This is a genomic window from Mesorhizobium sp. USDA 3734, assembly GCF_056279665.1.
Map to the genome: position 1 here is coordinate 1,185,287 of NZ_JBWCCW010000001.1, position 26,187 is coordinate 1,211,473.

The window sequence follows — 26,187 nt, forward strand, 5'->3', positions numbered from 1 at the left end:
ACTGATTTCGATCTCTAATAAGTCATGACATTGTGGCAACCCGATCCCGCGCTCATCCGGCGGCCGGCCTATCAATCGCTGGCCGACCAGTTCGCCCGCGCCATCCATGACGGGCGTCTTGCCAATGGCGCCCGGTTGCCGACCCATCGCCGGCTGGCCGACGACCTCAAGCTTTCGGTGCAGACTGTCAGCCGCGCCTATGAGGAGCTGATCCGGCGCGGCCTGATCTCCGGCGAGATCGGCCGCGGCAGCTTCGTCCAGACGCAGCGCCGCGAGCCGGAGCCGCCCTATCTGCCGGAGCGGCTCGGCGAAGTCATCGATCTGTCGATCCTGAAACCGGTCTGCGAGCCGATGCATCTGGAGCGGCTGAAGCAGGCGCTGGGCTGGCTGGCCGAGAACCTGCCGTCGAGTTCAGCGCTGTCGTTCCGCCCCAACATGGTGTTTCCGCGCCACCGCGCGGTGGCGGTCGAATGGCTGAGACTGTGCGGGTTCGACACCTCCGCGCAGAACATCAGCCTGACCAACGGCGCCACCGCGGGCATGACGGTGGCGCTGATGAGCGTCGCACCGCCGGGCTCGACGGTCGCCACCGAGGCGATCGGCCACCACACGCTGGTGCCGCTCGCCCGCTATCTCGGCTTCAACCTTGAAGGCCTGCCGATCGATGACAACGGCCTGATCCCGGAGGCGCTGGACGAGGCCTGCCGGCTTTCCGACATCCGCGCCGTGTTCGTGCAGCCCTCGGTGATCAACCCGACGGCGACGCTGATGGATGCGGCGCGGCGCGCTGAGATCGCGGCTGTGGCGCGCAAGCACGACATCGCCATCATCGAGAACGATGTGCTGGGCCCCCTGGTCGAGGACAGGCCGCCGCCTGTCGCCGCTTTTGCGCCGGAGCGCACGCTCTACGTCACCTCCTTCACCAAGATCACCGTGCCCGGCCTGCGCATCGGCTATCTCGCAGCGCCCGACCGCTATGTCGCCGCCGTCGCCAACCGGCATCTGGTCTCGAACTGGATGGCAACGCCGCTGGTGGCGGAGATTGCCACCAAATGGGTGACCGACGGCACGGCGATGGAGCTTGTCCATTGGCAGCGCGCGGCATTGCGGCGGCGGCAGGATATCGCGGCGCAAGTGCTGGCAGGGGTTGACTATCGCGCCAAGCGCGACGGGCTGCATGTCTGGCTGCAACTCCCGACCGACCGCTCCGAGGAGAGCTTTGTCGCCCAGGCTCGTCTGCAGGGCGTGGCGATTGCACCCGGCACATCCTTCCGCATCTCGGATGCGCCCTGGCATCCGGCGGTGCGCATCTCGCTGGGATCGACCACCGAGGGGGAACTGCGCGCTGGCCTCGGCGTTGTCACCAAGCTTTTGCTCGGCGATCCGGAGCATCTGCTGCTCGCAATCTAGCGAGTACGCCGCTATTCGGGTGATGCCGGCCTGCGAAAGGCAGCCCCCTGCGCTTCCGGTACTCACGTACGAAAAGTACGCTCCGTTCCGGTTCTCGGAGGCTCCCATTCTCGGCTCGGCCTGACCGTATCCCGGCGCACTCTTCGGCACTGATTGCCTGAGAATTGTGCGGAATGGGAAATATTGTCATGATATTATTTTCCCAATTGACATGATTTGGCGCGTTCCGCATCGTTAAGGGGCACAGGCTTCTCCAGCACGGGGAAATTCATTTGTCCGCATCAGCGCCCATCATCAAGATCGACGGCATCTCGAAGAGCTTCGGCAGCTTCAAGGTGCTGGACGGCCTGTCGATGCAGGTCATGCCTGGCGAGAAGCTGGCGCTGATCGGCCCATCAGGCTCGGGCAAGACGACGATCCTGCGCATCCTGATGACGCTGGAGCGCATCGATGGCGGTCATATCCAGATCGACGGCGAGCAGCTTTACCACATGGAGCGCAATGGTCAGTTGTTGCCCGCCGATGAGCGGCACCTGACAAGGATGCGCCAGAAAATCGGCATGGTCTTCCAGCTGTTCAACCTGTTTCCGCACAAATGCGTCATGGACAATGTCACCCTGGCGCCGATGCTGACCAAGGGCACGCCGCGCGCCGCCGCCGAAAAGCGGGCGATGGAACTGCTCGAGATGGTGGGCATGGCCGACAAGGCCAAAAACATGCCGGCACAGCTGTCCGGCGGGCAGAAGCAGCGTGTCGCGATCGCCCGGGCGCTCGCACTGTCGCCGAAGATCATGCTGTTCGACGAGGTGACGTCGGCGCTCGATCCGGAGCTGGTCGAGGAGGTGATGAACGTCATGCGCAAGCTCGCCGCCGAGACCGACATGACCATGCTGCTGGTCACCCACGAGATGGGGTTCGCCCATGATTTCGCCGACCGGGTGCTGTTCTTCGATCGTGGCAGAATAGTCGAGGAAGGCAAACCCGACGAGATTTTCCGTCATCCCAAGCAGGAGCGCACGCAAGGCTTCCTGAAGAAGATCATCGCGGCCGCGGACATCGCGTCTGACCGCCATGCCCCAGGGCGACGAAGTCGTCCCGGAGCGGCTACGCCGCCCCGTAACAAAAGCAAGACAAGAAACAAGGAGTTGGGAACAATGAACAAACCTAGCATTCTGGCCGGCGTTGCCGGTCTTGCACTGACGGCGGTGCTGGCCGCCTCGACCGCCGGTTCGGCTGACGACAGCAAGCTCGAGCAACTCAAGGCACAAGGCTTTGCCCGCGTCGCCATCGCCAACGAGCCGCCCTATACGGCGGTCGCCGCCGACGGCAAGGTCTCGGGCGCGGCGCCCGATGTGGCGCGCGAGATCTTCAAGCGCCTGGGCGTCGCCGACATCGTCGCCTCGATTTCCGAATATGGCGCCATGATCCCCGGCCTGCAGGCCGGCCGCTTCGATGTGGTCACCGCCGGCCTGTTCATGAAGCCGGAGCGCTGCGCTGCGGTGGTCTATTCGGAGCCGGTGCTGTGCGATGCCGAGGCGATGCTGGTGAAGAAGGGCAATCCGAAAGGCTTCAAGAGCTACGAGGATGTCGCCAAGGACACCACCGCGACCATCGGCGCCCCCGGCGGCGGCACGGAAGAGAAGCTGGCGCTCAATGCTGGCGTGCCGCGCGAGCGTGTCATCGTCGTGCCGGACGGCCAGAGCGGCGTGAAGATGCTGCAGGATGGCCGCATCGACGCCTATTCGCTGCCCGTCCTGTCGATCAACGACCTGGTCAAGAAGGCCGCCGATCCGAACCTCGAAGTCATCGCGCCGGTGCAGGGTGCGCCTGTCTATTGCGACGGCGCCGCCTTCAAGAAGGGCGACGAGGCGTTGCGCGATGCCTTCGACGTCGAACTGGCCAAGCTGAAGACATCGGGCGAGTTCGCCAAGATCATCGAGCCCTATGGCTTCTCGGCGGCAGCCGCGATGTCGACGACGCGCGACAAGCTCTGCGCGGCGAAGTAATTTTTCCTTCTCCCCGTTCAACGGGGAGAAGGTGTCACGAAGTGACTGATGAGGGGCCGCGCCATACCTTCGCAAGTTCGCGCTGCCCCTCATCTGCCTGCCGGCATCCTCTCCCGTAAAACGGGAGAAGATGCTGTCGCCGCTGCCTCGCACAACCGCAAATGAAGTGGAATAATAAACGCAGATGACCCAGTGGTCCGGCTATTTCGGCCTGATATTGCAGGGAGCGCTTGTCACCATCGAACTGACGCTGATGGGGTCGGTGCTTGCCCTGTTCATGGCCTTTCTCGCCGGAATGGGGCGGCTCTCGCGTTTCTTCGTGCTGCGCGCGCTGGCCACCGCCTACATCGAATTCTTCCGCGGCACCTCGATCTTCGTGCAGTTGTTCTGGGCCTATTTCGTGCTGCCCTTTGCCGGTATTTCGCTGACGCCGTTGCAGGCCGGCGTGCTGGCGCTTGGCCTCAATGTCGGCGCCTATGCCGCCGAAGTGGTGCGCGGCGCCATCCAGTCGATCGGCCGTGAACAGTATGAGGCCTGCACCGCGCTCAATCTCGGCCGCTGGCAAGGCATGCGCCACGTCATCCTGCCGCAGGCGCTGCTGGTGATGCTGCCGACCTTCGGCAACAACGCCATCGAATTGCTCAAGGCGACCGCCGTGGTGTCGCTGATCTCGCTCACCGATCTGACCTTCCAGGCGCAGGTGGTGCGGGCGCAGACCGGCAACACAATGGTGCCGTTCGCCACCATCCTGATCCTCTATTTCATCCTCGCTTTGCTCATCTCATGGGGCGTGCGCTCGCTGGAACGCCGCATGGCGCGCGGCCTTGATGGGGTGCGTGCCTGATGGCCGGAGTCTGCTGATGGAGTGGGATTGGAACTTCGTCTGGGAAATCATGCCGACGCTGATCCAGGGGGTGAAGATCACCATCCTGGCGACGCTGCTCGGCTCGGTGCTGGCAGCGATCGTCGGGTTGGGCATCGCGCTGGCGCGCCGCTCGCCCAACAAGGCGTTGTCGCGCACGGTCGGCTTTCTCGCCGAGTTCATTCGCGGCACGCCGTTGCTGGTGCAGCTCTATTTCATCTTCTACGTGCTGCCCGACATCGGCATCCTGTTGCCGCCGCTGGTCGCTGGTGTCATCGGGCTCGGGCTGCATTACGGCACCTACACCGCCGAGGTTTATCGCGCTGGCATCGACAATGTGCCGCGCGGCCAATGGGAGGCCGCCAAGGCGTGCAATCTCAGCGCCAGACAGACCTGGACCCACATCATCATTCCGCAAGCCATTCCGCCGATGATCCCGGCGCTGGCCAATTATTTCATCGCCATGTTCAAGGAGACGCCGCTGCTGTCGGCGATCACCGTGCTGGAACTGATGAACCAGGCGAAAAGCGTCGCCAACACCTATTACCGCTATATCGAGCCGATCACCCTGGTCGGTGCCTTCTTCCTCGTCATCAGTCTGTTTTCGGTCGTGCTGCTGCGCTGGCTGGAACGCCGCTACGGCAAGATCGAGAGGTAGCCGATGAAACCCTTGCCCGAGATCAAGGTCTATCCGAAACGGCCGGAGTTGGAGACGCGCCCGCTGGAGCGGCGCATCGGCCTGATCATCCTGGCCACCGACCACACCAGCGAGCCGGATTTCCGCCGCATGGTGGCGAGCGAGCGGATTGGCGTCTACGTCGCGCGCATTCCCTACGCCAACCCGACGACACAGGAAAACCTGCGCAAGATGCAACCGGCGCTGACGGCAGGTGCGGCCCTGATCCTGCCGGACGAGAAGCTCGATGCGATCTGCTATTCCTGCACTTCGGCGTCGGTGGTGATCGGCGATGCCGAGATCGAGGCCGCGATCCAGGCCGCCAAGCCCGGTGTTTCAGTCGTCACCCCACCGATGGCGGGCGTGCGTGGGCTGCGTGCGCTGGGCGCAAACAAGATCAGCATCCTCACTCCCTACACGGTCGAGACATCCAGGCCGATGGCCGCCTATTTCGCGGCGCGCGGCTTCGACATCGCCAGCTTCACCTGTCTCGGCTTCGAGGACGACCGCGAGATGGCGCGCATCGCCCCGGCAACGCTTGTCGATCTGGCGCGTGAGGCGACCGACGCGAGCGCCGATGCGCTGTTCGTGTCCTGCACGGCGCTGCGCGGTGCACTTGCGGTCACCGGCATGGAAAAGGCGATCGGCCGCCCCGTGGTGACCAGCAACCAGGCAACCGCCTGGAATTGTTTGCGGCTTTGCGGCGACGAGACAGCCCATCCCGAATTCGGCCGTCTGATGACGCTGCCATTGCCGCGTGATTGATGATCATGACACAGGTCACCCCTCAGCACATTCGCGCCGCGCGTGAGCGCATTGCCGGCAAGATCGAGCGCACGCCGACCGTGCTATCCCAGAGCCTTTCCGAAAGGCTGGGCGCACTGGTCCACCTCAAGCTCGAGCACCGGCAGACCACCGGCAGCTTCAAGTTGCGCGGCGCCTCGAATGCCGTCGCTTCGCTGAGCGCCGAGGAGAAGGCTCACGGCGTGGTCGCAGCCTCGACCGGCAATCACGGCCGCGCGCTTGCCCATGCGGCGAAGCTTGAAGGCATGCGCGCGGTGATCTGCATGTCGCGGCTGGTGCCTGAAAACAAGCTCGACGAGATCCGCCGGCTTGGCGCGGAGGTCCGCATCGTCGGCAACAGCCAGGACGATGCCCAGCAGGAGGTCGATCGGCTGGTGAAGCAGGAGGGGCTGGTGATGCTGCCGCCCTTCGACCATCCCGCTATCATCGCCGGGCAAGGCACGCTCGGGCTGGAGATGATCGAGCAAATCCCGGATGCTGCTCTCGTTCTGGTCCAACTCTCGGGGGGCGGGCTCGCCTCCGGCGTTGCCGCAGCCATCAAAGGCGTCAGCCCCCGGACAAAAGTCATCGGCGTCTCGATGGCGCGTGGTGCGGCGATGAAGGCGAGCCTCGATGCCGGCCACCCGGTGCTGGTGGAGGAACTGCCGACGCTGGCGGATTCGCTCGGCGGCGGCATCGGCCTGGACAACCGGCTGACCTTCGCCATGTGCCGCGACCTGCTCGACGATGTCATCCTGCTCAGTGAGGATGAGATCGCCGCCGGCATCCGCCACGCCTATGCGCAGGAACGCGAGATCGTCGAGGGCGCCGGCGCGGTCGGCATCGCCGCGCTGCTCGCCGGCAAGGTCAAAGCGAGCGGGCCGGTGGTTGTTCTGCTTTCCGGCCGCAACATCGATATGAACGCGCACCGCACAATCGTTTGCGGCGAGGCGCCGTCGCTTAAGGAGCGTGCCGCATGAGCCGGATGACGATCCTAACCGAGAAAGAATTGCGGGCGATCGTAACGCTCGATCTCGATGCCGTCGCCTGCGTCGAGAACGCCTTCCGCGCGCTTGCCACTCTGCCGGTGGCGATGCCGCCGATCCTACGGCTTGACATTCCCGAGCATCGCGGAGAGGTCGATGTGAAGACCGCCTATGTGCCAGGCATCGACGGTTTTTCCATCAAGATCAGCCCAGGCTTCTTCGACAATCCGAAGCTCGGCCTGCCCAGCGTCAACGGCATGATGGTGCTGCTGTCGGCCAAAACCGGCTTGGTTGAGGCGCTGCTGCTCGACAATGGTTATCTCACCGACGTCCGCACGGCCGCTGCGGGGGCCGTCGCGGCCAGACATCTGTCGCGACCCGATTCCGCTGTGGCCGCGATCTTCGGCGCCGGCGTCCAGGCCGGGCTGCAATTGGAAGCACTCATATTGGTGCGGCCGATCGCCGAAGCACGCATCTGTGCCCGCGATGCGGTCAAGGCCGAGATGGCCGCCGCCGCCTTGCGCGAAAAGCTCGGCATCGCCGTGCGCGCTGTATCAGACGCGGCAGAGGCGGTTGCCGGCGCCGACATCATCGTCACCACCACGCCTTCGGCCGAGCCGCTGATCAAGGCAGGGTTCGTTTCCGCCGGCCAGCACATCACCGCCATGGGCTCCGATGCCGAGCACAAGAACGAGATTGCGCCGGCAATCCTGCGCATGGCCGATCTCTATGTCGCCGACAGCGCCCGCCAGACAAGGCGGCTGGGTGAATTGCATCATGCCATCGCGGCGGGCGTGATGGCCGCCGAGGAAGAGGTGACCGAACTCGGTCAGATCATCGCCGGCGAAAAACATGGCCGCCGCTCGGCCAGCGACATCACCATCGCCGATCTCACCGGCACCGGCGTGCAGGACACGGCGATTGCCACGCTCGCCCGCGACCGGGCGCGGGCGGCCAATTCCGGGACCATTTTCGAAAGCTGATACTGGCCGCGAGGCCCAACAAACGAGGACTAAGAACAATGCAACCGAACCTGAAGTTCTCGCGCGGCGAATATGCGGATCGCCTCGCCACGACGCGCAAAGCCATGGAGGTGAAGTGCGTCGATCTTCTTGTTATCAGCGACCCTTCCAACATGGCCTGGCTGACCGGCTATGACGGCTGGTCGTTCTATGTGCACCAAGCCGTCATCGTGCCGCCATCTGGCGAACCGGTCTGGTACGGCCGTGGCCAGGATGCCAACGGCGCCAAGCGCACTGCCTATCTCGCGCACGACAATATCGTCGGCTATGCCGACCACTATGTGCAGTCGACCGAGCGCCATCCGATGGATTTTTTGGCCAGCGTGCTTGCGGATCGCGGCTGGGGCAAGCTCACCATCGGCGTCGAAATGGACAATTACTGGTTCTCGGCGGCCGCCTTTGCCTCGCTGCAGAAGCATCTGCCCAATGCCCGCTTTGTCGACGCGACGGCGCTGGTCAACTGGCAGCGCGCGGTCAAGAGTTCGCCCGAGATCGACTATATGCGCAAGGCCGCCCGCATCGTCGAGGCGATGCACCAGCGTATCGTCGACAAGATCGAGGTCGGTATGCGCAAATGCGATCTCGTTGCCGAAATCTACGATGCCGGCACGCGCGGTGTCGATGGCATTGGCGGCGACTATCCGGCGATCGTGCCGCTGCTGCCGTCGGGTCCCGATGCCTCGGCGCCGCATCTGACATGGGACGACAGACCGATGCAACGGGGCGAGGGCACCTTCTTCGAGATCGCCGGCTGCTACAACAGGTATCACTGCCCGCTGTCGCGCACCGTCTTCCTCGGCAAGCCGACGCAGGAATTCCTCGATGCCGAGAAGGCGACGCTGGAGGGTATGGAAGCAGGCCTGGCCGCGGCGAAACCCGGCAACGCCTGCGAGGACATCGCCAATGCCTTCTTCGCCGTGCTGAAGCGATACGGCATCGTCAAGGACAACCGCACCGGCTACTCGATCGGTCTGTCCTATCCGCCGGACTGGGGCGAACGCACGATGAGCCTGCGCCCCGGCGACCGCACCGAACTTAGGCCCGGCATGACCTTCCATTTCATGACTGGCCTGTGGTTGGAGACGATGGGGCTGGAGATCACGGAGTCCATCCTGATCACCGAAACCGGTGTAGAGTGCCTGGCCAATGTGCCGCGCAAACTGGTGGTGAAGAATTGAGCCCGATGTCCAGTCTCCGCCCATCGCCAATCGCGCCGACCGTCGATTTCGACCGCGATGGCATACAGCACGGCTTCCTGCGTTTGCCCTACAGCCGCGACGACTCGGCGTGGGGCTCGGTGATGATCCCGATCTGCGTCATCCGCAATGGCAAGGGGCCGACGGCGCTGCTTTCCGGCGGCAACCATGGCGACGAGTATGAGGGGCCGCTGGCGCTCTACGATCTTGCCCGCACGCTCGACCCCAAGCAAGTCAGCGGAACGGTCATCATCGTGCCGGCGATGAACTATCCGGCCTTTCGCGCCGGCACGCGCACCTCGCCGATCGACAAGGGCAACATGAACCGCAGCTTTCCCGGCCGGCCGGACGGCACGGTGACCGAGAAGATCGCCGACTATTTCCAGCGTGAACTGCTTCCCCGCGCCGACATCGTGTTCGACTTCCATTCCGGGGGCAAGACGCTGGACTTCGTGCCGTTCTGCGCCGCCCACACGCTGCCCGACAAGGCGCTGGAGCAGAAAGCCTTCGACGCGGTCGCTGCATTCGCCGCCCCGTTCTCGATGCGCATGATCGAGATCGACGCCGTCGGCATGTACGACACGGCTGCCGAGGAGATGGGCAAGGTCTTCGTCAGCACCGAGCTTGGTGGTGGCGGGACGTCGCGCGCGCAAACCGTGCGGATCGCGCGGCGCGGCATTCTCAATGTGCTGCGTCATGCGGGCATTGTTGATGGTGCGGTCGAGAAGGCCTCGACCCAATGGCTCGACATGCCATCCGGCGATTGTTTCTCTTTCGCCGAAGATGACGGCATGATCGAAACCATGGTCGATCTCGGCGAGCCCGTCGAAGAAGGCGCGGTGCTAGCGCGTATTCATTCCACCGGCCGCACCGGCATCGCTCCTCAGGAAATCCGGGCAAAAATGTCGGGCATGCTGGCGGCGCGGCATTTTCCCGGCCTGGTCAAGGCCGGCGACTGCGCGGCCGTGGTGGCTGTGCACGTCTGAGCGGTTCCGCCAGAGCCCGCCCCGCACGGGTCCATCAACTGCTCTGCATCCTTCGCGGAGCGCTTCGGCGCGGCGGAAAGAAGCAGCATGGCGAGCGGAGTCGACATTGCATGAGGATGACACTATATACCGGCGGCTTCGACCCGCGCGCCTGAGGGTTTGCGCCGCGAAGCGACTGTAAATGTGTTGTGTGTTGCGCCATCTATTGTGACGAAAATCGGCTCGGAAACCGGAAAAAAGCAAATAGAAACAGTGGCGCAAAGCTGGGCATGGCCCAGCCAATGGTAGCGACCTCCCAGAATCAGAAAATGCTCTTGACCCCTCGATTTCCTATGGCTCTGTGGACCTTGGACGGCATCGGCTTGCCGGTTGGTCGCGACTCGGCTCGAATGGGGACATGCATCCTTTGTGGGGTGTCGACGTTTGTGATTACCAACCGGCTTTGCCGCCAGGGAACAGCAGTATGAGTGAACACGCGATCGAGTTCTTGCGGGGATGGATCGGCGAAAAGGTCCATTGCCAGTCATCCCAGGCCCGAATCGACAAGCAGGCCGAGACTTTGGCCAAGGAATGCGCTGCCGAGGCGGCCGAGGTCGGCATTCCGCTGGAGGATATCCAGGAAGAAGTCGGCGATATCAAGGAACTCATCGCCTCCCGGCTCGAGGAAGCGGCCGAGGCCGACGAGCAGCAGGCATCCAGCAAAGCCGCGGAATAACCGCATAAGATGATTCCATCTGAAACACGCGGGCTTGCTCGGCCCGCGTTTTCGTTTCAGCGATCGCTTTCAGCCAAATTTTTCTTTCAGCCACGTCTTCGGCAGCGCCGGTACGAAGTTTCCGTCGCGCCCGGTCATGTCGTCATTGGCGACCAATGCGTTGAGGATCGCTTCCTCCACGCTCTGGATCACCGCATCGAAAAACGGATCGATGTCGGTGTCCGGAATAAAATCGGCGCTGGCGATGCGGCCAGATGGCGAAAGCGCCGCGCTCGCATTGGCGGTCGAGAAGGCGATAAAGATGTCGCCTGAACTGTGGTAGCCGAAGCCGCCGGTCATGGCGACGCCAAGCGGCACGCGGCGGGCCAGTCGCTTCATCTGATGCGGCAGGAACGGTGCGTCGGTGGCGACGACGGCAATGATCGAACCCTTTTCGGCGCGCGGCGTGCCTTCGCGGACTGCCGGCTGGATGAGTTCCGGCCCGGCGCGCAGGCCGCGAACCGTAAAATTGTGCCGCTTGCCGAAATTCGACTGCACGAAGGCGCCGACCGTGTAAGTGCGGCCGTGCCATTCGACGATGCGCGACGCGGTGCCGGAGCCGGCCTTGAAGCCGAAGGTGATCATGCCGGTGCCGCCGCCGACACTGCCTTCCTCGATCGGTCCGCCCACAGCACCGTCCAGTGCCTGGGCGACGTGCTCTGACGTCACATGGTGGCCGTTGATGTCGTTGAGGAAGCCGTCATAGGTCTCCGCCGCCACCGGCAGCCCCCAGCCGCTGTCGAGCGCCGCCGGCAGCACGCTTTGCATCCATCGCAGCGTGCCGTCGCGTGAAACACCGCAGGAATGCGTGTTGGTGATGGTGATCGGGAAGTTGAATGCACCAGTTTCCTCAACGATATGCGAGCCGGTCAGTTCGCCATTGCCGTTCTGGCTGAAGATGCCGGCAAAAACCGGCGTGGCCAGATCGGCGCGAGGCCTGGGCAGGATCGCGGTCACGCCGGTGCGCACCGGTCCCTGGCCGACGACGAGCGCGCCATCGCCCGAAATAAGCGTCGCATAACCGACCGCTACACCAGGTACATCGGTGATCGCATTGAACGGCCCAGGCGTCCCGTCGAAGCCGATACCGAAACTTCGCGCGCGCGGCTTGCCGGAAGGCGTTGCCAGATGGTTCGGATTGTCGGTCATCGTGTCAGAACAGGGACCCTTGATTGCCCGGCTCTTTGGTCTTGGCTGCCGGCTTCGCCAGGACTTTCGGCTTTGCCGTGCCGCTGATTGCCACCGCATCGGCGGTGCCATCGGCGAACTCCAGCGAAAGCGCCATTCCCGATGCCACATCGGCCGCCTGCTTGATCACCACCCCGTCGGCATCCTTCACCAGGGCAAAGCCGCGTGCCAGAACGGCCTTGTGCGACAGTGTGGTGAGTAATCTGTCGGCCTGGCTCAATTGGCCGCGCAGGCGCTCTAACCGCACCGAGATCACCCGATCCTGTCGCCGCGCCAGCACCGCCAACGTGTCCCCCAGCAGTTTCTGGCGCCGTACGATCGGTGCCGGCGACAGCCGCGTCGCGGTGCGCGAAAATCGCGCGCGGCGTTCGCGCACGATGGCAAAAAACGCTGCCTGCGCGCGGGCGAGGTCGCGGCCGGTCAGCGTGCGGGCTTCATTGATGCGCCGCGACAGGGTGGCCGGCGTCAGCCTTTGGCCTTGCAGCCGCGCCCGCTTGCGGTCGACGCTGACGGACAGCGCCCGGCCGAGCCTGGATGTCGCTTCGTCGAGGCGCCGCCGCGGCAGCGCCAGCAATTGATCGGGCGAGGGCAGCGCGCGGGCGGCCGCACGAGCGGCTTGCCGCTTGCGCTCGAAATTGCGCAAGACCGCCGCTTTCAGCCGCGCACCGAGACTGGCCAGCGTCGCTTCGAGGTCGGCCTTCACCGGCACGGCAATTTCGGCCGCGCCCGTCGGTGTCGGCGCCCGCACATCCGCGACGAGGTCGATCAGCGTCCAGTCGGTCTCGTGGCCGACAGCCGAGATCACCGGAATGCCGGAGGCGGCGACGGCGCGGGCCAGCGCCTCATCGTTGAAGCCCCAGAGGTCTTCGAGACTGCCGCCGCCGCGCGCCACGATCAGCAGATCGGGCCGCTGGATGGCGCCATCCCATGCCAGCGCATTGAAGCCGTTGACCGCGGCGGCCACTTCCGCGCCTGATGTCTCGCCCTGTACACGCACTGGCCAGACCAGGATATGCAGGGGGAACCGGTCCTTGATGCGGTGGATGATGTCGCGGATGACGGACCCTGTCGGCGAGGTGACGACGCCGATGACCCGCGGCATGAACGGCAGCAACTGCTTGCGGCCGGTGTCGAACAGGCCTTCGGCCTGTAGCCGCCGCTTGCGCTCTTCCAGCAGCGCCATCAGCGCGCCGGCGCCGGCCGGCTCCAGATTGTCGATGACGATCTGGTAGTTGGACTTGCCGGGATAGGTGGTGAGCTTGCCGGTGGCGATCACTTCCATCCCCTCCTCGGGGCGGAACTTCAGCCGGCTCATCGTGCCTTTCCACACCACGGCGTCGAGCCGCGCGCGGTCGTCCTTCAGCGCGAAATAGGCATGACCTGAGGAATGCGGCCCGCGATAGCCTGATATTTCGCCACGCACCCGCACATTGCCGAAGACGTCCTCGACCGTGCGTTTCAGCGCGCCGGAAATCTCGCTCACCGTGTATTCGGCGGCGTTGGTGCGTGATTCGGATGCTGCGTCGCTCATCGCCCGATTGGGGGACGGTTGGGCGCCCGCGTCAAGGTGGCCGTGTCAGGCCAGGCGTTCATAACCGGCATGCCTGACCCTCCCTACCAGCCATATGCGCTAAGATAGGTGTTGCAGCGGGGAATCGGTTGTGATTCTACGCTGCGATGACTCACGAATCGCTTGTAGATGACGGCTGGGCCGAGACGATTGAACTCCTCGGCGGTGAAGAGTTGATCACAGGGAGTGCTCGCGAGACGAGGGCGTTCCTGCGGCCGCGGGGTGTCAGGTCGGCTACTGATCTGTTGCGCCTGACGCTGGCTTATTGCCTTGGCAAGGTGGGCATGCGGGGCGTCGTGGCCTGGGCGGCGGCAAGCGGGATCGCCGACATCTCGGATGTGGCGTTGCTCGGCCGGCTGCGCAATGCAGGGCCGTGGCTGCAGCAGTTGATTGGGTATCTTTTGAAGCGCGAGGAGAAAGGCCTGGCCAAAGGCCGGCTGATCCGCATCCTCGATGCGACGGCGGTTGCCAAGGCCGGTGTGCATGAGAAGAAGAACAATGGCCTTTGGCGGATGCACTGCGCCTTCGAGCTTGAGCGCGAGCAGTTCGATTTCATCGAGATCACCGACCAGAGCGAGGCCGAGCTGATCGACCGCGTGCCGGTGATACCGGGCGAGATCCGCATCGGCGACCGCGCCTATCTGCAGGCCGAGCGGATCGCAAAGGTCCTGGCGCAAGGCGGCGACGTTCTCGTGCGCGCGGCGTGGAAGAATGTGCGATGGCTCGACGCCAGCGGCACGGCGTTCGATCTCATCGGCCACCTGAAGAGCTGCCGCGAGGAGGTCATCGAAACGCCTGTCTGGCTGGGCCTCAAGAAGGGCGATCCCCTGAAGATGCGCCTGATCGCCTTGCGCAAATCCGAGGCCGCGGCACAAGAAGCACGACGCAAGATCAACAAGGAAGCCAAGGCCAAGGGCACGCAGGTTCGACAGGAGACGCTGATTGCTGCCGGCTTCGTGATCCTTGTGACCTCGCTCGACCAGGATGAGTTTGACGCCGACACAGTTCTCAAGCTCTATCGCATGCGCTGGCGCATCGAGCTCGCCTTCAAACGTCTGAAGAGCCTGATCGGACTGCGCGCTCCCCCCGCCAAAGACCCAAGGATCGCAAAGCCTTGGATTCTTGCCCACTTCCTCATCGCGCTTGTGACCGAACCCCTCTCGCAGGAGTTTGGTGTCTCTCCCCCTTGAGCGACGGGCGCCCGCTACTGTGGCGCGCCACCCGCCAGATCGTCGCCTCTCTGATCGCAGCGATCTTTGCTCAACCTCCCTTGGCAATCCTGCGCCAAAATCTCCCTGCCTTGCGACATCGATGGCGTGAGCCACCACGAAAGCGCAAATTTCAGTCCATGCCAAAACTATCTTAGCGCATATGCCCTACCAGCCGGGCAGGATCTGGTTCGGCTTGGTTCGCCGCAGCTTGGTGAAGGCAAGTGCTGCGAAATCGAATGTCCCGGTGTCTTCGCCGATCGGCACCGAAATATTGTCCAGGCTTTCCGAAATATGGCGGGCGAGCGCATCGACGATCTCGGGTCGCGACGTCTGGCCGCGCATGATGCCGATGCGGCAATCGGGCAGGGCGCCGAAGCCGTCGGCTTCACCCAGCACCCGCATACCGGGCCTGAGCGCGCATTCCGGCAGCACCGAGATCGCCAGGCCGGAAAGCACGGCGGCGGTGATGACGGTTGCCGAGAAGCTGGTGAACAGGATGCGATAGTCGCGGTTCTGCTGGTCGAGCACATCGACGGCGGCGCGCCGCCAGATGCAGTTCGGCCGGCCAAAGGCCATCGGCAGCGTTACCTGCTCATGCGTCGCGTGGTTGGCCGAGGTGACCCACAGCAGCGGTTCGCGCCGCACCACCTCCGACTGGCCGCGTACGTCGTTGTGCGTCACCAGCGCCAGGTCGAGATTGCCGCGCTTGATATGTTCGACCAGCCCCGGCGTCGGCTCGCAGATCACCGTCAGTTCGACGCGTGGATTGGAGCGCGTGAACCGCGCCATGATCTCCGGCAGGAAACGGTCGGCATAGTCGTCGGGCGTGCCGATGCGGATCGTGCCTTCGAGCCGCCGGTCGTCGAAGGCAGCCAGCGTTTCGCGGTTGAGATAGAGCAGCCGCCGCGCATAGGAGAGCAGCTTGTCGCCTTCCTCGGTCAGTCTGTTGGTGCGCCCGTCCTTTTCGAACAGCGGCTTGCCCAGCCGCTCCTCCAGCCGGCGCATCTGCATCGACACTGCCGACTGGGTCCGGTGCACCTCTTCGGCCGCCCGTGTGAAGCTGCCGGTGTCGGCAATCGAGATGAAGGTCTGCAACTGATCGAGATCGAGCGGCGATTTCATCGATATGATCCATCACTGGTGTTGATGCTAAAGATTAGAAACATTCGTTGGATTAATCAATCGAGCGATGGCAAATTCGCATTGTCCACATGAAGGCATGTGAATTGAAGCCGGAACGGCCGCTGACGCCAGCGCCGATCGTCGGGTTTCGTCCGTTCGAGTCTGAAGGAGACCGACATGACCACGTTTGATTTCGCCACCGAGACCTCGCGCATCACCTCGCGTCCGGCCGTTGCGACGCGCGTGGCGAACACCGTCTCCAACGCCTACCGCGCCTGGAAAAATCGCCGTGCCTTCTATCGCCTTGGCGAGATGTCGGATTCCGAACTCGCCGATATCGGCCTGACGCGCGCCGACCTTCATGTCGCCATCGACGTGCCGTTTGGCCGCGACCCGACGGCGATGTTGCGCGAAATCGCCAGCGATCGCGTCGAGACGATCGAGGACATCGCCCGCAAGGTGGCCTGATCTATCGCTTGTCGTTCAGGTTGCCGTGAACCTTTTCGAGGTTCGACGCGACTGAAAAGTATGCAGGCCCCCACTCCCTGCCGGTCCCCGCCGGCCCGCCTGCACTCTGCCCGGTCCCAGGACCGGGCTTTTCTTTTCTTGGCCGGGATGGCGCTTGTTGTCGGCCTACCGCCGGTCCATGTCCCGCTTGAACTGGTCGAAGATCGTTTCCACGCCCTTCTGGTAGTCGTCACGCTGCTGGGCGCCGGTCTCGAACATCTTGCCGAACAGGTCGTCGAACGGATTCCTTGGCCTGCCGCTCGGATTGGCCTGTGGCTGCGGTGCCTGACGTTGCTGCGGGGGCGCTTTAGGCTGTTGCGGCGCCGGCTGGCCGCCCGGCACGCCGAAGCCGCCACCGCCGCCTTGCCGCAGCATCTCCTCGAAGATCTTTCCCAACGGATTGTCGCCATAAGGGCTTTGCGTCTGCTGAGGCTGAGGCTGCGCCCGGCCTTGCGGCTGCGGCTGCGGCGCGCCACCGCCGAACATGTCCTGCAGCACCTTGCCGAGCGGATTGTCGCCATAGGGATTGGGTGCTGGCTGCGGCTGGCTTTGCGGCTGTGGCGTCCCGCCGCCGAACATGTCCTGCAAAACCTTGCCGAGCGGGTTGTCCATCGGGTTCTGGGGCTGCGGCGCCTGGCGTTGCTGCGGCGCCGGGGCCTGCATGCCGCCGCCCTGCCGCATCATCTGCTCGATGATCTCGCCGAGCGGATTGTTGCCGCCGCCGCCAAAGCCGCCGGCGGCTTGCATCTGATTTGTCGTCTGCTTGAACAGCCCGCCCATGACCATCGAGGCGATCGCCGGCAGCATCTGCTGCAGGATCTGCTGATTGACGCCGCTCGCTTGCGCCGCTTGGCTGGCCACGGCACGTGACAGATCCTTCGAGCCGAACAAATGTCCGAGAATGCCGTTGCCCTCATCGACGCCTTGCGGCGAGAAGGCTCGGGTTGCGTCCTCGAAATACTTGGCGTGCTGGCCGCTGGCCATCGCGGTCATGAAGGCGCCGAGCCCATAGGGATCGGCAGTGTTGCGTTGCAGCCCCTGCGAAAAGGCCGGCAGCAATGCGGCAACCGCCGCCTGCGTCTGCTGCATCGAAAGCCCGTATTGTTGGGCAAGGGCCTGCATGCCGTTGCCGTTCTGGGCCTGCGTCAGCATGTCGAACAAGGTAGGCATCGGCGTCTCCTCCGGAAATCCTCGCCGAAGAAGCCTAGTTTGTTTCCACTTCCGATTGAAGCGACTTTTGCCGATCAATCGGCTGCGTCAAATCCGAGCGTTAATAGGCATATTCCATGAACACCGGCTCGATCGAGCCACCCCAGCGCGTGTGGTAGGCGGACAGCATCTCCTCGGCGCTGGTGGTGCCGCGCGCCACGACTTCGTCCAATGTGTTGAGGAACGAGGTCTCGTCGTAGCCGTCGCGGTTCTTCCTGGCGCGGTTCTTCAGCCCCATGCGCGAAATGACCATCACGTCACGCGCGATCTCGCGCAGCGTGGTGTTGCGGAACGGCGCGGAAATGCCTTGTTCCGGCACCGCGTTGCGCATCGCCAGCGTTTCTTCATACGTCCAGCTCGACGTCAGCGCCTCGGCGGCATCGAGTGCGGCCTCATCATAGAGCAACCCGACCCAGAAGGCCGGCAACGCGCAGATGCGCCGCCATGGCCCGCCGTCGGCGCCGCGCATCTCGAGGAAACGCTTCAACCGCACGTCCGGGAATAGTGTCGACAGATGGTTTGCCCAGTCGCCCATGGTCGGTAGCCCGTCCGGCACCTCATCGCGCGCCGCACCGGCCATGAATTGGCGGAAGGTGATGTGCGTCATGTCGTGATAGTGGCCGTCGCGGATGACGAAATACATCGGCACGTCGAGCGCCCATTCGACATAGTCGGCGAAACCGAAATCGGGCGAGAAGCAGAACTCCAGCAGGCCGGAGCGCTGGTTGTCGGTGTCGCGCCAGATGTCGCCGCGCCAGCTCTGCAGCCCGTTCGGGTGGCTCTCGGTGAACGGCGAGTTGGCGAACAATGCCGTCGACAGCGGCTGCAGCTTCAGCGACACCTGCATCTTGCGACGCATGTCGGCTTCGCTCTCGAAGTCGAGATTCACCTGGATCGTGCAGGTGCGGTACATCATGTCGAGGCCCTTGGTGCCGACCTTGGGCATGTAGCGCGTCATGATCTCGTAGCGCGATTTCGGCATTTTCGGCGTCTCGGCCAGCGACCATTTCGGGCTGCCGCCGAGGCCGAGGAAGCGGATGCCCATCGGTTCAGCGATCTCGCGCACCTGCGCCAGATGGGCATTACCCTCCCGGCAGGTCTGGTGGATCGTCTCCAGCGGTGCGCCGGAAAGCTCGAACTGGCCGCCGGGTTCTAGCGAAATCGCACCCTGGCCGGTCGGTTCGACCAGGCCGATGATACGGCCGTCATCGACGATGGGATCCCAGCCGAGCTTCGACTGCATGCCTTCGAGGATGGCGCGGATGCCGCGCTCGCCACCATAGGGGACCGGTGCATTGCCGTCGACATAGAAGGGAAATTTCTCGTGCTCGGTGCCGATGCGCCATTTGTCGCGCGGTTTGTTGCCTTCGGCCAGATGCTCGACGAGTTCGTCGATGCCTTCGATGGGCCGGAAATCGGTTGTGTCACGCGCCATGATCAAGCCCTCAGAGGCGGTTGGACAACCGCCGGCGCTAAATGGACGAAATGTCAGCAGACGATCAAGCAAAAAATCCTGAGCCACAGGTCAACAGGAATTGAACGTTACTGCACTCTCCGTCCCTTGCAAGAGATGAAGTCTCACCAGTCTCCGACCGTTGCCTGCATCACCGCGAGCGCGGCCACCGCCGCGGTATCGGCGCGCAGGATACGGGGGCCGAGCGGAATGGCGGTGACGAAGGGCAGGGCGCGCAGCATCTTGCGCTCGTCGTCGGAAAAGCCGCCCTCCGGCCCGACCAGCAACCCAAGCTTCTTTTCCTTGACCGCCTGCAGCGCGGGCAGCGGATTGTTGGTCGAGGCGTCCTCGTCGCAGAAGATCAGCCGTCGCTCCTTGTCCCAGCCGGTCAGCAGGCGGTCGAATTTTTCCGCGTCGCGCACCTCCGGCACCGCCAGGATGCCGCATTGTTCGGCGGCTTCGACGACATTGGCGCGCAGGCGATCGATAGAAGGCTTGGCCACCTGCGTGTGCTGGGTGATGACAGGCTGCAGGACGCCGGCGCCCATCTCGACCGCCTTCTGGACGAGATAGTCGAGCCGGCCCTGTTTCAGCGGCGCAAAGCAGTAAACGAGATCGGGCAGCGGCGGCTGTGGCCTTTGCAGCGCCGACACCTTCAGCCGCACCACCCTTTTTGTCTTCGCTGCGATGGCCGCTGACCACTCGCCGTCGCGGCCATTGAACACCAGGATTTCGGCGCCTTCGGCAAGCCGCAGAACATGCAGGAGATAGTGGCTCTGCTGTTGGCCGGCGTCGAACTCGATGTCCGGCCGCAGATCGTCGGGCACGAACAGACGTTGCATCTTGTAATTGGCGCGCATCGCCGAGGAATGAGCGAGCCGGTCGCCGGCGTCAAGCCTCGGCGGTCGGATGCCACACCGGCCGAAAGCCGTGCCGCAGCACGCCGAGCGTCGTGGCCGGCGTCAGCAGCGACAGCGTCTTGCCTTTGAGCAGGCCGAAATCGTCGGGTTGCCCATATCCCGCAAAGGACCAGCGCAGTGCCTTGCCCCTACGCAGAGCATAAACGGTGCTGCCATCCGCAACCATGACGCCGTCCGGCAGGCCGGCAAGGCCTTCAACAGCAACCCCTGGCGGCTTGCCGCCCGACGCCAGCCGCTCCTTGTGCAGCCGCTTGTCGACCATCGGCGCACGCGGCTCGGCAATGCCGAAAGCCTCGCCGAAGCGGCTGACGAAATCCTTGGCCCGTTCGCGCTGGCAAAAGAAGCAGGGGCGATGCCCGGCCGCCAGTGCCGTTGCCTCGTCGAGGAAGAACAGCTCGGTCCAGCCCGCTTTACCGCCCTTCCGGTTGCGGCCCATCGGCTCGCGCCGCACATCGCGGAATTGGCAGATGCAGATGATCCAGGCCTGAAGCGCCCAGCGCCTTTTCAGCAGCGTCTTCGTCTGGGGATCGTGGAGGATGCCGCGATTGCCGGTGAACAGTCCGCGCTCGGGCACGGCGTGGATGGCGCCGAACGGATCGACCCGGTTTTGCAGTGGCATAGCTTTCTCTCCGAACGCGCATCTTGGCTGCAATGCTGACGACATGGTATCGCTCGTCGCATCATTTCCATGTCAGCAGGGTTTTTCATGCGGGTGCTGGTGGTCCAGAACTACGACAATACCGGCCTTGGCCAGGTTGGTGCCGCCCTTGCGGAGGCGGGCGCCGATCTCGATCTGCGTCTCCCCTACAAGGGCGATCCCCTGCCGGATGACGCGGCCGGGCACGATGCCATGATCGTGCTCGGCGGTGGCCAGAATGCGCTGGCCGACGATGAGTACCCCTATTTCCCGGCACTGCTCGAACTGACCCGCGATTTCGCCGGCAAGGATCGCGCCGTGCTCGGCATCTGCCTCGGCAGCCAGCTCGTCGCCCGCGCCTTCGGCGGCGAGAACCGCATCGGCGGCGCCAACGAGTTCGGCTGGCACGGCGTGTCGCTGACGCCGGATGCCAAGGCCGATCCGGTGCTGGGTGCGCTGCCGGAAAAATTCCCGATCTTCCAGTGGCACGACGACACCTTCGTTTTGCCTGAAAACGCCGTGCGGCTCGCCGGCAACGATGTCGCCGAGAACCAGGCGTTCCGCGTCGGCCGCGCCGTCTACGGTTTCCAGTTCCATTTCGAGGCCGACAGGCCGATGGTTAGGGACTGGAGCACGTCCTTTGCCCCGACCATTGCCGCGCGCCATCCCGACTGGGCCGGCAAGCTCGATGGCGAAATGGCCCGCAACGGGCCCGACGCGGATGCCGCCGGCCTGGCCATCGCCCGCGCCTGGGTGGCGACAATCTGAGCATCCATCCCTCGGTGCCCTGCCGCGTGACATAATTGGCACGCCGCAATGAATCCGCCTGGGGAAAACGCCTTTCACCCTTGGCTTGTGTGCGCCCGCCAGCCTAGAAGGCGCGCGCTCTGCATCTTCTGTGCAACCGCGATGAACCTTTTGTGTGACCCGCGCGACACACCGTTGATACAGAACATGCCTAGAAGCGCGAAATCGTCGAAACTTTGAAGCGAATTCTCCGTTTCAACGCATTGGTAACCGCCTCGTGCACAGATGCAGAAAGCTCAACAAGAGATGACGTCCGTGAAAGCAGCGCTTCTGTCCTTTGCCATGGTATCCGCTATCGTGCTGTGCGGCCTCGGCATTTATGCCGCCGACGCAGCCAACAACCACAACGCCGTCGACGGCTACGGCGTCACCGCCTCGCTTCGCTAAAGCCGGGGCTGCGTCACGAGCCGAGCGTCTCGTCTTTGGACGCGCCGCGCTCAAGCTTCCTTTATCGTCCCAGGTTCCTTGATCGTCCCGGGTTCCTTGATTGTCATTGTCAGGATGCGTTTGTCCGGCCCGTCGACGACGAGCGCGGTCAACATGCCTGATTGCCAGGCGAGCGTGTCGACATTGACGCGGTTGGCCATCACCTCTGCCTCCGGCACCGGCGTGTGGCCGTGCACCACGATCTTTGGATAAAGGCCGGGGTGGTTGTGGAAGACGTCACGGATCCAGATCAGATCCTGCGGGTTTTGCCTGTCCAGGGGAATGCCCGGCCTGATGCCGGCGTGACAGAAGAAGAAGTCGCCCAGCGTCACCGAAAACGGCAGCGATCGCAGGAAATCGATGTGGCTTTGCGGCACGGCCTCGACCAGGGCCTGATGTCCTTTGCGCACGGCGGACTCGGCCTTGCCGAACCATGCGCTGGTGCCTTCACTGATCGCCACGCCGTAGGACTGCGCCGTCTGGATGCCGCCAAACCGGATGAAAAGTCCGTCCGGGTCGGGGGTCTTGAGAAAATCGAGAAAGCCGATGTCGTGGTTGCCGGCCAGCATCAGGTAGCGCGGGTCGCGCTCTCGCGCTTCGATCAGGAAATCGATGACGCCCTTTGAGTCCGGCCCGCGGTCGACATAGTCGCCAAGATGGATGACGCGCCAGTCGGCAGGCGCCTCCCGCTCGATCTCAACCTTGATGCGCTGATGCATGGCGGCCAGCAGGTCGAGCCGGCCGTGGACGTCGCCAATGGCGTAGAGACGCACACCGTCCGGCCCATGCGCGTCGAGAAAATGGATACCGGGTTCCGCCAACGTCTCGTCGTCTCCGTGGGTCAGGCTGTCACGGGACTTAGCGCCGGAGCTGGTCCTTGCCCATGTCGGTGACCAGACGCTTTCCGCACAGCGCCAGCGTGATGTCCATCTCCTTGCGGATGATTTCCAATGCCTTGGTAACCCCTTCCTTGCCAAGCGCACCCAGCCCGTAAAGAAATGGCCGGCCGATATAGGTGCCCTTGGCGCCGAGGCAGAGCGCCTTCAGCACGTCCTGCCCGGAGCGGATGCCGCCGTCCATGTGCACTTCGATCGTGTCGCCGACCGCATCGGCAATCTCTTCCAGCACGCCGATCGACGAGGATGCGCCATCGAGCTGGCGTCCGCCATGGTTTGAAACGATGATTGCGTCGGCGCCGGTCTTGGCCGCCATCAGTGCGTCTTCCTTGTCGAGAATGCCTTTGAGGATCAGCTTGCCGCCCCAACGCTCCTTGATCCAGGCGACGTCCTTCCACGACAGATGCGGATCGAACTGCTCTGTCGTCCACGATGCCAGCGAGGCCATGTTACCGACGCCTTTGGCGTGGCCGACAATGTTGCGGAAGGTCCGGCGCTTGGTGCCGGCCATGGCGGCACACCAGCGCGGCCGGATGGCCATGTCGACGATGTTCGTCAGCGTCAGCTTGGGCGGCGCCGAAAGCCCGTTGCGGATGTCCTTGTGGCGCTGGCCGAGAATCTGCAAGTCGAGCGTCAGCACCAGCGCCGAGCATTTCGCCGCCTTCGCCCTGTCGATGAGGTTGAGCACGAAATCCTTGTCGCGCAACACATAGAGCTGGAACCAGAACGGCTTGGTGGTTACGGAGGCAACATCCTCGATCGAGCAGATGCTCATCGTCGAAAGGGTGAACGGCACGCCGAACTCTTCCGCTGCCTGCGCCGCCAGCATCTCGCCATTTGCGTGCTGCATGCCGGTCATGCCGGTTGGCGCCAAAGCAACCGGCATCGAAACCTTCTCGCCGATCATCGTCGAAGCCAGCGAACGGTTATCCATGTCGACGAGGACGCGCTGGCGGAACTTGATCTTCTGGAAGTCCTCTTCGTTGGCCCGATACGTGCCTTCGGTCCACGAGCCGGAATCGGCATAGTCGAAGAACATCTTCGGCACGCGCCGGCGCGCGAGGTCCTTGAGGTCGGCGATGGTCAGGATTTGGCTCATGGGCTTCCCGTTTCGATGGCTAGGAGCGTTTGCGTGCAGGTTCGGTATCGGTGGCGTCGACGCGCTGTTTCAGCCGCAGCCGCGAGACGCGCTGCCAGTCGCCGCTGCGCTCGGCCTCCGCCATCGACCGTTCGACGTAGGTGATGTGGTCCATCGCCGCTTGCCGGGCAGCGGCCGGGTCGCCGGCCTTCACTGCCGCATGGATCGCCCGGTGCTGCGCAAGCAGCGCCTCGCGCGCGCCGGGCACGGTGAACACCAGCAGCCGGTTCTGGAACACGCCTTCCGACAACAGCCGATAGCAGGAGCGCAGCGTGTGCAAAAGGATGATGTTGTGGGCGCATTCGCAGATCGCGTGGTGGAACTCGACGTCGATTTCAGCCTCGTCGTCGAAGTCGCCGGTCCGGTGCGCGTCGTCCATGCGTGCCATGATCTTGTCGAGCAGCGCCATGTCGTCCGGCGTGGCGCGCCGCGCCGCGTATTCGGCCGCCACCCCTTCGATCTCGCGGCGGTATTCCAGATAGTCGGTCACAGCCTTGCGGTGCATCGAGATCAGGTCCGTCACCGGCTTGGTGAACAGCTGGCCGATGACATCGGCGACATGCGTGCCGCCGCCGGGTCTTGTCGTCAGAAGGCCGCGCCCTTCCAGCGCCTTCAGTGCGTCGCGCAGGATCGGCCGCGACACGTCGAACTGGCGTGCAAGCTCGCGCTCGCCCGGCAACCGGTCGCCGGTGCGCAGCACGCCTTCGAGGATGAGGCTCTCGATCTGCTGCACCACCTCGTCGGCGGTCCGCGAATGCTCGATCCTGGAAAAAATGTCGCTCAACTCAATGCCTGGAAGGTGAACCGATGTCGCGCAGGATAAAGCCTGCGTCGCCAACTGGTCAAATTATTTATCCAATTGGCCGAAGCGTGTCGAATTTGCCGCCCGACGCCATATCATCTTCGGCTAAACTTTGCTGTTTGCGTCATCAGGCTATTGGCTCTAGAGGGACGCGAGTGCAAGAGGGTTCAGAGAAACCCGGGGGACAAGCCGTGTCAGACGACCCGTCCAATCTCGAATTCCAGCCGCGCGCCAAGGGCAGCGTCATGGGGTTTCCCGCGCATGAGGGCCGGCCCGGTGCGCTCGGCGAGGTCCATGCCCGGCCGCATCCGCTGATCGAAAAGCCGCGTGTCCTGGTGCAACTCGCCTTCATGACGGAGGGCGGCTCCGGCGTCGACATGGCCGTGCTTTCCGAACTGTCACGACGCCTCGGTATCGCCGCTCCCGACCGCCAGGCCCGCCACCACGCCATGAAATGGGGCAAGGGCTCGCTGCGCTGGGAGCGACATACCGAATTCTCGACCTATCTGTGGGAAGGGCCGCTCTCCGAGAGCGGTAGGACGCAGGAAGATTCGCCTTTCGGCAACGGTTTCTCACCTCCAGGCACCGTGATTTCCGGCATCAGGCTCGAAATCCGCAAATGGACGCAAGCGAGCGAGCGGCTGATCGCCGGCTTCGATCCGACCAGCCTGTGCTATTCGCTGGTCGAACGCGGCAACGCCGCCATCATCACCGACTTCCGCCAGGATGGCGACGGCATGACCCGCATGCTGGTGCTCGATCGTGGCCTGACCCCGGCGCGCACCGGCGCGTTGTCGCAGCGGCTGATCGACATCGAAACCTATCGCACGCTGGCCATGCTCGGCCTGCCGCTGGCGCTGAACCTGTCCGGCCGCGCCCGCCGCATCGAGGACCGGCTGGCGCAGACCACGCTGGAGATGAAGGTTGCTGAGACCCGCGACAGCCAGACCTTGCTGGCCGACCTGACCGAACTTGCCGCGGAACTGGAGGCGGACGCGGCGTCGAGCCTCTACCGCTTTGGCGCCAGCCGCGCCTATGACGGCATCGTCGTCGAGCGGCTGGAAGCGCTGGAGGAAGAAGCCGTGCCCGGCTACGACACGTGGGGCGGGTTTCTGCAGCGGCGCGTAGCGCCAGCCATGCGCACTTGCCGCTCGGTCGAGGAGCGGCAAGCCAATCTATCGCGAAAACTGACCCGCGCCACGACGCTGCTGCGCACCTGGGTCGATGTCGAGGTCGAGAAGCAGAACCGCGACCTGCTCGCTTCGATGAACAACCGGGCCCGCCTGCAACTGCGCCTGCAGCAGACCGTCGAAGGCCTCTCGGTCGCCGCCGTCTCCTATTATGTGGTCGGCCTGATTGGCTATGTCGCCAAGGGCGCCTCGATCTTCGGCCATGCCTTCGCTCCGGAGGTCGTTACGGCCGCTTCCGTGCCACTTGCCATCCTACTGGTCTGGTGGGGCGTGCGCCGGGTGCGCCGGATGCATTCCGAACCCGGCAAGCTGGCGGGCGAATAGCGGAACAGGAGGCAGCGGCAGATTGCCGCTGCGGAAGCCCGTCTCGACCCTGAGGCTGGATTCCCCGCCAAGGCAGGATTTGCAACCAACGCGCTTCACTGGTAAA

General features: G+C 64.0%; 25 protein-coding genes and 1 pseudogene. 16 read left to right on the forward strand and 10 right to left on the reverse strand.

Annotation, left to right across the window (positions count from 1 at the left end; genetic code table 11):
- Nucleotides 1–24 precede the first annotated feature (24 nt).
- From ehuR to ACZ89F_RS05650, 11 genes and pseudogenes are all read left to right on the forward strand, one after another.
- A complete protein-coding gene (gene ehuR / locus ACZ89F_RS05600; RefSeq protein ID WP_476090782.1) occupies nucleotides 25–1,410 on the forward strand; it encodes a MocR-like ectoine utilization transcription factor EhuR in 1,386 nt (461 codons plus the stop codon).
- 272 nt (nucleotides 1,411–1,682) lie between these two features.
- Nucleotides 1,683–2,476, forward strand: a pseudogene (ehuA, locus tag ACZ89F_RS05605) (ectoine/hydroxyectoine ABC transporter ATP-binding protein EhuA).
- Between the two features lie 88 nt (nucleotides 2,477–2,564).
- Nucleotides 2,565–3,416 (forward strand): ectoine/hydroxyectoine ABC transporter substrate-binding protein EhuB, encoded by an 852-nt coding sequence (gene ehuB / locus ACZ89F_RS05610; RefSeq protein WP_476090783.1) that lies wholly within the window; start codon nucleotides 2,565–2,567, stop codon nucleotides 3,414–3,416.
- Between the two features lie 184 nt (nucleotides 3,417–3,600).
- Nucleotides 3,601–4,260 carry an ectoine/hydroxyectoine ABC transporter permease subunit EhuC gene (gene ehuC, locus ACZ89F_RS05615; RefSeq protein ID WP_476090784.1) on the forward strand — a complete coding sequence of 220 codons (660 nt, stop codon included), beginning with the start codon at nucleotides 3,601–3,603 and terminating at the stop codon, nucleotides 4,258–4,260.
- Nucleotides 4,261–4,276: 16 nt separating this feature from the next.
- Nucleotides 4,277–4,936 (forward strand): ectoine/hydroxyectoine ABC transporter permease subunit EhuD, encoded by a 660-nt coding sequence (gene ehuD / locus ACZ89F_RS05620; protein WP_056588914.1) that lies wholly within the window; start codon nucleotides 4,277–4,279, stop codon nucleotides 4,934–4,936.
- A gap of 3 nt (nucleotides 4,937–4,939) precedes the next feature.
- Nucleotides 4,940–5,719 (forward strand): ectoine utilization protein EutA, encoded by a 780-nt coding sequence (eutA, locus tag ACZ89F_RS05625; protein WP_476090785.1) that lies wholly within the window; start codon nucleotides 4,940–4,942, stop codon nucleotides 5,717–5,719.
- 5 nt (nucleotides 5,720–5,724) lie between these two features.
- Complete coding sequence (eutB, locus tag ACZ89F_RS05630) at nucleotides 5,725–6,717, forward strand: hydroxyectoine utilization dehydratase EutB (RefSeq protein WP_476090786.1); 993 nt, start codon at nucleotides 5,725–5,727, stop codon at nucleotides 6,715–6,717.
- Complete coding sequence (gene eutC, locus ACZ89F_RS05635; protein ID WP_476090787.1) at nucleotides 6,714–7,706, forward strand: ectoine utilization protein EutC; 993 nt, start codon at nucleotides 6,714–6,716, stop codon at nucleotides 7,704–7,706. The genes eutB and eutC overlap by 4 nt, the downstream gene beginning before the upstream one ends.
- 38 nt (nucleotides 7,707–7,744) lie before the next feature.
- Complete coding sequence (gene doeA, locus ACZ89F_RS05640; RefSeq protein ID WP_476090788.1) at nucleotides 7,745–8,923, forward strand: ectoine hydrolase DoeA; 1,179 nt, start codon at nucleotides 7,745–7,747, stop codon at nucleotides 8,921–8,923.
- A gap of 5 nt (nucleotides 8,924–8,928) precedes the next feature.
- Nucleotides 8,929–9,927, forward strand: a complete 999-nt coding sequence (gene doeB / locus ACZ89F_RS05645; RefSeq protein ID WP_476090789.1) for a N(2)-acetyl-L-2,4-diaminobutanoate deacetylase DoeB — start codon at nucleotides 8,929–8,931, stop codon at nucleotides 9,925–9,927.
- A 463-nt stretch (nucleotides 9,928–10,390) separates the two neighbouring features.
- On the forward strand, nucleotides 10,391–10,642 hold the full coding sequence (locus ACZ89F_RS05650; RefSeq protein WP_476090790.1) for a hypothetical protein: 252 nt from the start codon (nucleotides 10,391–10,393) through the stop codon (nucleotides 10,640–10,642).
- Between the two features lie 69 nt (nucleotides 10,643–10,711).
- Here ACZ89F_RS05650 and ACZ89F_RS05655 read toward each other — a convergent pair whose 3' ends face one another.
- Nucleotides 10,712–11,830, reverse strand: a complete 1,119-nt coding sequence (locus tag ACZ89F_RS05655; RefSeq protein WP_476090791.1) for a DmpA family aminopeptidase — start codon at nucleotides 11,828–11,830, stop codon at nucleotides 10,712–10,714.
- A 4-nt stretch (nucleotides 11,831–11,834) separates the two neighbouring features.
- The gene (xseA, locus tag ACZ89F_RS05660) at nucleotides 11,835–13,400 is read right to left on the reverse strand and encodes an exodeoxyribonuclease VII large subunit (protein ID WP_476090792.1); all 1,566 of its coding nucleotides are present in this window, start codon (nucleotides 13,398–13,400) and stop codon (nucleotides 11,835–11,837) included.
- Between the two features lie 146 nt (nucleotides 13,401–13,546).
- Between xseA and ACZ89F_RS05665 the strand changes: the two genes are divergently transcribed.
- Nucleotides 13,547–14,629: a transposase gene (locus ACZ89F_RS05665; protein WP_123150424.1), complete on the forward strand. Its 1,083-nt coding sequence runs from the start codon at nucleotides 13,547–13,549 to the stop codon at nucleotides 14,627–14,629.
- Nucleotides 14,630–14,815: 186 nt separating this feature from the next.
- Here ACZ89F_RS05665 and ACZ89F_RS05670 read toward each other — a convergent pair whose 3' ends face one another.
- Entirely contained in the window at nucleotides 14,816–15,772 is a 957-nt protein-coding gene (locus ACZ89F_RS05670; RefSeq protein ID WP_476090793.1) for a LysR substrate-binding domain-containing protein, read from the reverse strand.
- 177 nt (nucleotides 15,773–15,949) lie between these two features.
- Between ACZ89F_RS05670 and ACZ89F_RS05675 the strand changes: the two genes are divergently transcribed.
- Nucleotides 15,950–16,240 (forward strand): DUF1127 domain-containing protein, encoded by a 291-nt coding sequence (locus ACZ89F_RS05675; RefSeq protein ID WP_109670192.1) that lies wholly within the window; start codon nucleotides 15,950–15,952, stop codon nucleotides 16,238–16,240.
- A 165-nt stretch (nucleotides 16,241–16,405) separates the two neighbouring features.
- Here the strand turns inward: ACZ89F_RS05675 and ACZ89F_RS05680 are convergent, their stop codons facing one another.
- The 4 genes from ACZ89F_RS05680 to ACZ89F_RS05695 form a co-directional block, all read right to left on the reverse strand.
- Nucleotides 16,406–17,449 (reverse strand): DUF937 domain-containing protein, encoded by a 1,044-nt coding sequence (locus ACZ89F_RS05680; RefSeq protein ID WP_476097216.1) that lies wholly within the window; start codon nucleotides 17,447–17,449, stop codon nucleotides 16,406–16,408.
- 100 nt (nucleotides 17,450–17,549) lie between these two features.
- A complete protein-coding gene (locus tag ACZ89F_RS05685) occupies nucleotides 17,550–18,923 on the reverse strand; it encodes a glutamate--cysteine ligase (RefSeq protein ID WP_476090794.1) in 1,374 nt (457 codons plus the stop codon).
- 143 nt (nucleotides 18,924–19,066) lie between these two features.
- On the reverse strand, nucleotides 19,067–19,801 hold the full coding sequence (locus tag ACZ89F_RS05690) for a 16S rRNA (uracil(1498)-N(3))-methyltransferase (protein ID WP_476090795.1): 735 nt from the start codon (nucleotides 19,799–19,801) through the stop codon (nucleotides 19,067–19,069).
- Nucleotides 19,802–19,832: 31 nt separating this feature from the next.
- Complete coding sequence (locus ACZ89F_RS05695) at nucleotides 19,833–20,480, reverse strand: hypothetical protein (RefSeq protein WP_476090796.1); 648 nt, start codon at nucleotides 20,478–20,480, stop codon at nucleotides 19,833–19,835.
- An 87-nt stretch (nucleotides 20,481–20,567) separates the two neighbouring features.
- On the opposite strand from ACZ89F_RS05695, the gene ACZ89F_RS05700 reads away from it, so the two are divergent.
- Together ACZ89F_RS05700 and ACZ89F_RS05705 are read left to right on the forward strand one after the other, a co-directional pair.
- Nucleotides 20,568–21,266 carry a type 1 glutamine amidotransferase gene (locus ACZ89F_RS05700; RefSeq protein ID WP_476097217.1) on the forward strand — a complete coding sequence of 233 codons (699 nt, stop codon included), beginning with the start codon at nucleotides 20,568–20,570 and terminating at the stop codon, nucleotides 21,264–21,266.
- Between the two features lie 294 nt (nucleotides 21,267–21,560).
- Nucleotides 21,561–21,692 carry a hypothetical protein gene (locus ACZ89F_RS05705; RefSeq protein ID WP_274533732.1) on the forward strand — a complete coding sequence of 44 codons (132 nt, stop codon included), beginning with the start codon at nucleotides 21,561–21,563 and terminating at the stop codon, nucleotides 21,690–21,692.
- Between the two features lie 50 nt (nucleotides 21,693–21,742).
- On the opposite strand, the gene ACZ89F_RS05710 is transcribed toward ACZ89F_RS05705, so the two are convergent.
- The 3 genes from ACZ89F_RS05710 to ACZ89F_RS05720 are packed head-to-tail and all read right to left on the reverse strand — an operon-like array spanning nucleotide 21,743 to nucleotide 24,549.
- A complete protein-coding gene (locus tag ACZ89F_RS05710; protein WP_476090797.1) occupies nucleotides 21,743–22,552 on the reverse strand; it encodes a metallophosphoesterase in 810 nt (269 codons plus the stop codon).
- 37 nt (nucleotides 22,553–22,589) lie between these two features.
- A complete protein-coding gene (locus ACZ89F_RS05715) occupies nucleotides 22,590–23,726 on the reverse strand; it encodes an alpha-hydroxy acid oxidase (protein WP_476090798.1) in 1,137 nt (378 codons plus the stop codon).
- A gap of 19 nt (nucleotides 23,727–23,745) precedes the next feature.
- A complete protein-coding gene (locus tag ACZ89F_RS05720; RefSeq protein WP_183445146.1) occupies nucleotides 23,746–24,549 on the reverse strand; it encodes an FCD domain-containing protein in 804 nt (267 codons plus the stop codon).
- Between the two features lie 209 nt (nucleotides 24,550–24,758).
- On the opposite strand from ACZ89F_RS05720, the gene ACZ89F_RS05725 reads away from it, so the two are divergent.
- Entirely contained in the window at nucleotides 24,759–26,081 is a 1,323-nt protein-coding gene (locus tag ACZ89F_RS05725; RefSeq protein ID WP_476090799.1) for a DUF3422 family protein, read from the forward strand.
- Nucleotides 26,082–26,187 lie beyond the last annotated feature (106 nt).

Coding starts and splice junctions, on each gene's coding strand:
- ehuR (WP_476090782.1), top strand. CDS start 25: ATGACATTGTGGCAACCCGATCCCGCGCTCATCCGGCGGCCGGCCTAT.
- ehuB (WP_476090783.1), top strand. CDS start 2,565: ATGAACAAACCTAGCATTCTGGCCGGCGTTGCCGGTCTTGCACTGACG.
- ehuC (WP_476090784.1), top strand. CDS start 3,601: ATGACCCAGTGGTCCGGCTATTTCGGCCTGATATTGCAGGGAGCGCTT.
- ehuD (WP_056588914.1), top strand. CDS start 4,277: ATGGAGTGGGATTGGAACTTCGTCTGGGAAATCATGCCGACGCTGATC.
- eutA (WP_476090785.1), top strand. CDS start 4,940: ATGAAACCCTTGCCCGAGATCAAGGTCTATCCGAAACGGCCGGAGTTG.
- eutB (WP_476090786.1), top strand. CDS start 5,725: ATGACACAGGTCACCCCTCAGCACATTCGCGCCGCGCGTGAGCGCATT.
- eutC (WP_476090787.1), top strand. CDS start 6,714: ATGAGCCGGATGACGATCCTAACCGAGAAAGAATTGCGGGCGATCGTA.
- doeA (WP_476090788.1), top strand. CDS start 7,745: ATGCAACCGAACCTGAAGTTCTCGCGCGGCGAATATGCGGATCGCCTC.
- doeB (WP_476090789.1), top strand. CDS start 8,929: ATGTCCAGTCTCCGCCCATCGCCAATCGCGCCGACCGTCGATTTCGAC.
- ACZ89F_RS05650 (WP_476090790.1), top strand. CDS start 10,391: ATGAGTGAACACGCGATCGAGTTCTTGCGGGGATGGATCGGCGAAAAG.
- ACZ89F_RS05655 (WP_476090791.1), bottom strand. CDS start 11,830: ATGACCGACAATCCGAACCATCTGGCAACGCCTTCCGGCAAGCCGCGC.
- xseA (WP_476090792.1), bottom strand. CDS start 13,400: ATGAGCGACGCAGCATCCGAATCACGCACCAACGCCGCCGAATACACG.
- ACZ89F_RS05665 (WP_123150424.1), top strand. CDS start 13,547: ATGACTCACGAATCGCTTGTAGATGACGGCTGGGCCGAGACGATTGAA.
- ACZ89F_RS05670 (WP_476090793.1), bottom strand. CDS start 15,772: ATGAAATCGCCGCTCGATCTCGATCAGTTGCAGACCTTCATCTCGATT.
- ACZ89F_RS05675 (WP_109670192.1), top strand. CDS start 15,950: ATGACCACGTTTGATTTCGCCACCGAGACCTCGCGCATCACCTCGCGT.
- ACZ89F_RS05680 (WP_476097216.1), bottom strand. CDS start 17,449: ATGCCTACCTTGTTCGACATGCTGACGCAGGCCCAGAACGGCAACGGC.
- ACZ89F_RS05685 (WP_476090794.1), bottom strand. CDS start 18,923: ATGGCGCGTGACACAACCGATTTCCGGCCCATCGAAGGCATCGACGAA.
- ACZ89F_RS05690 (WP_476090795.1), bottom strand. CDS start 19,801: ATGCGCGCCAATTACAAGATGCAACGTCTGTTCGTGCCCGACGATCTG.
- ACZ89F_RS05695 (WP_476090796.1), bottom strand. CDS start 20,480: ATGCCACTGCAAAACCGGGTCGATCCGTTCGGCGCCATCCACGCCGTG.
- ACZ89F_RS05700 (WP_476097217.1), top strand. CDS start 20,568: ATGCGGGTGCTGGTGGTCCAGAACTACGACAATACCGGCCTTGGCCAG.
- ACZ89F_RS05715 (WP_476090798.1), bottom strand. CDS start 23,726: ATGAGCCAAATCCTGACCATCGCCGACCTCAAGGACCTCGCGCGCCGG.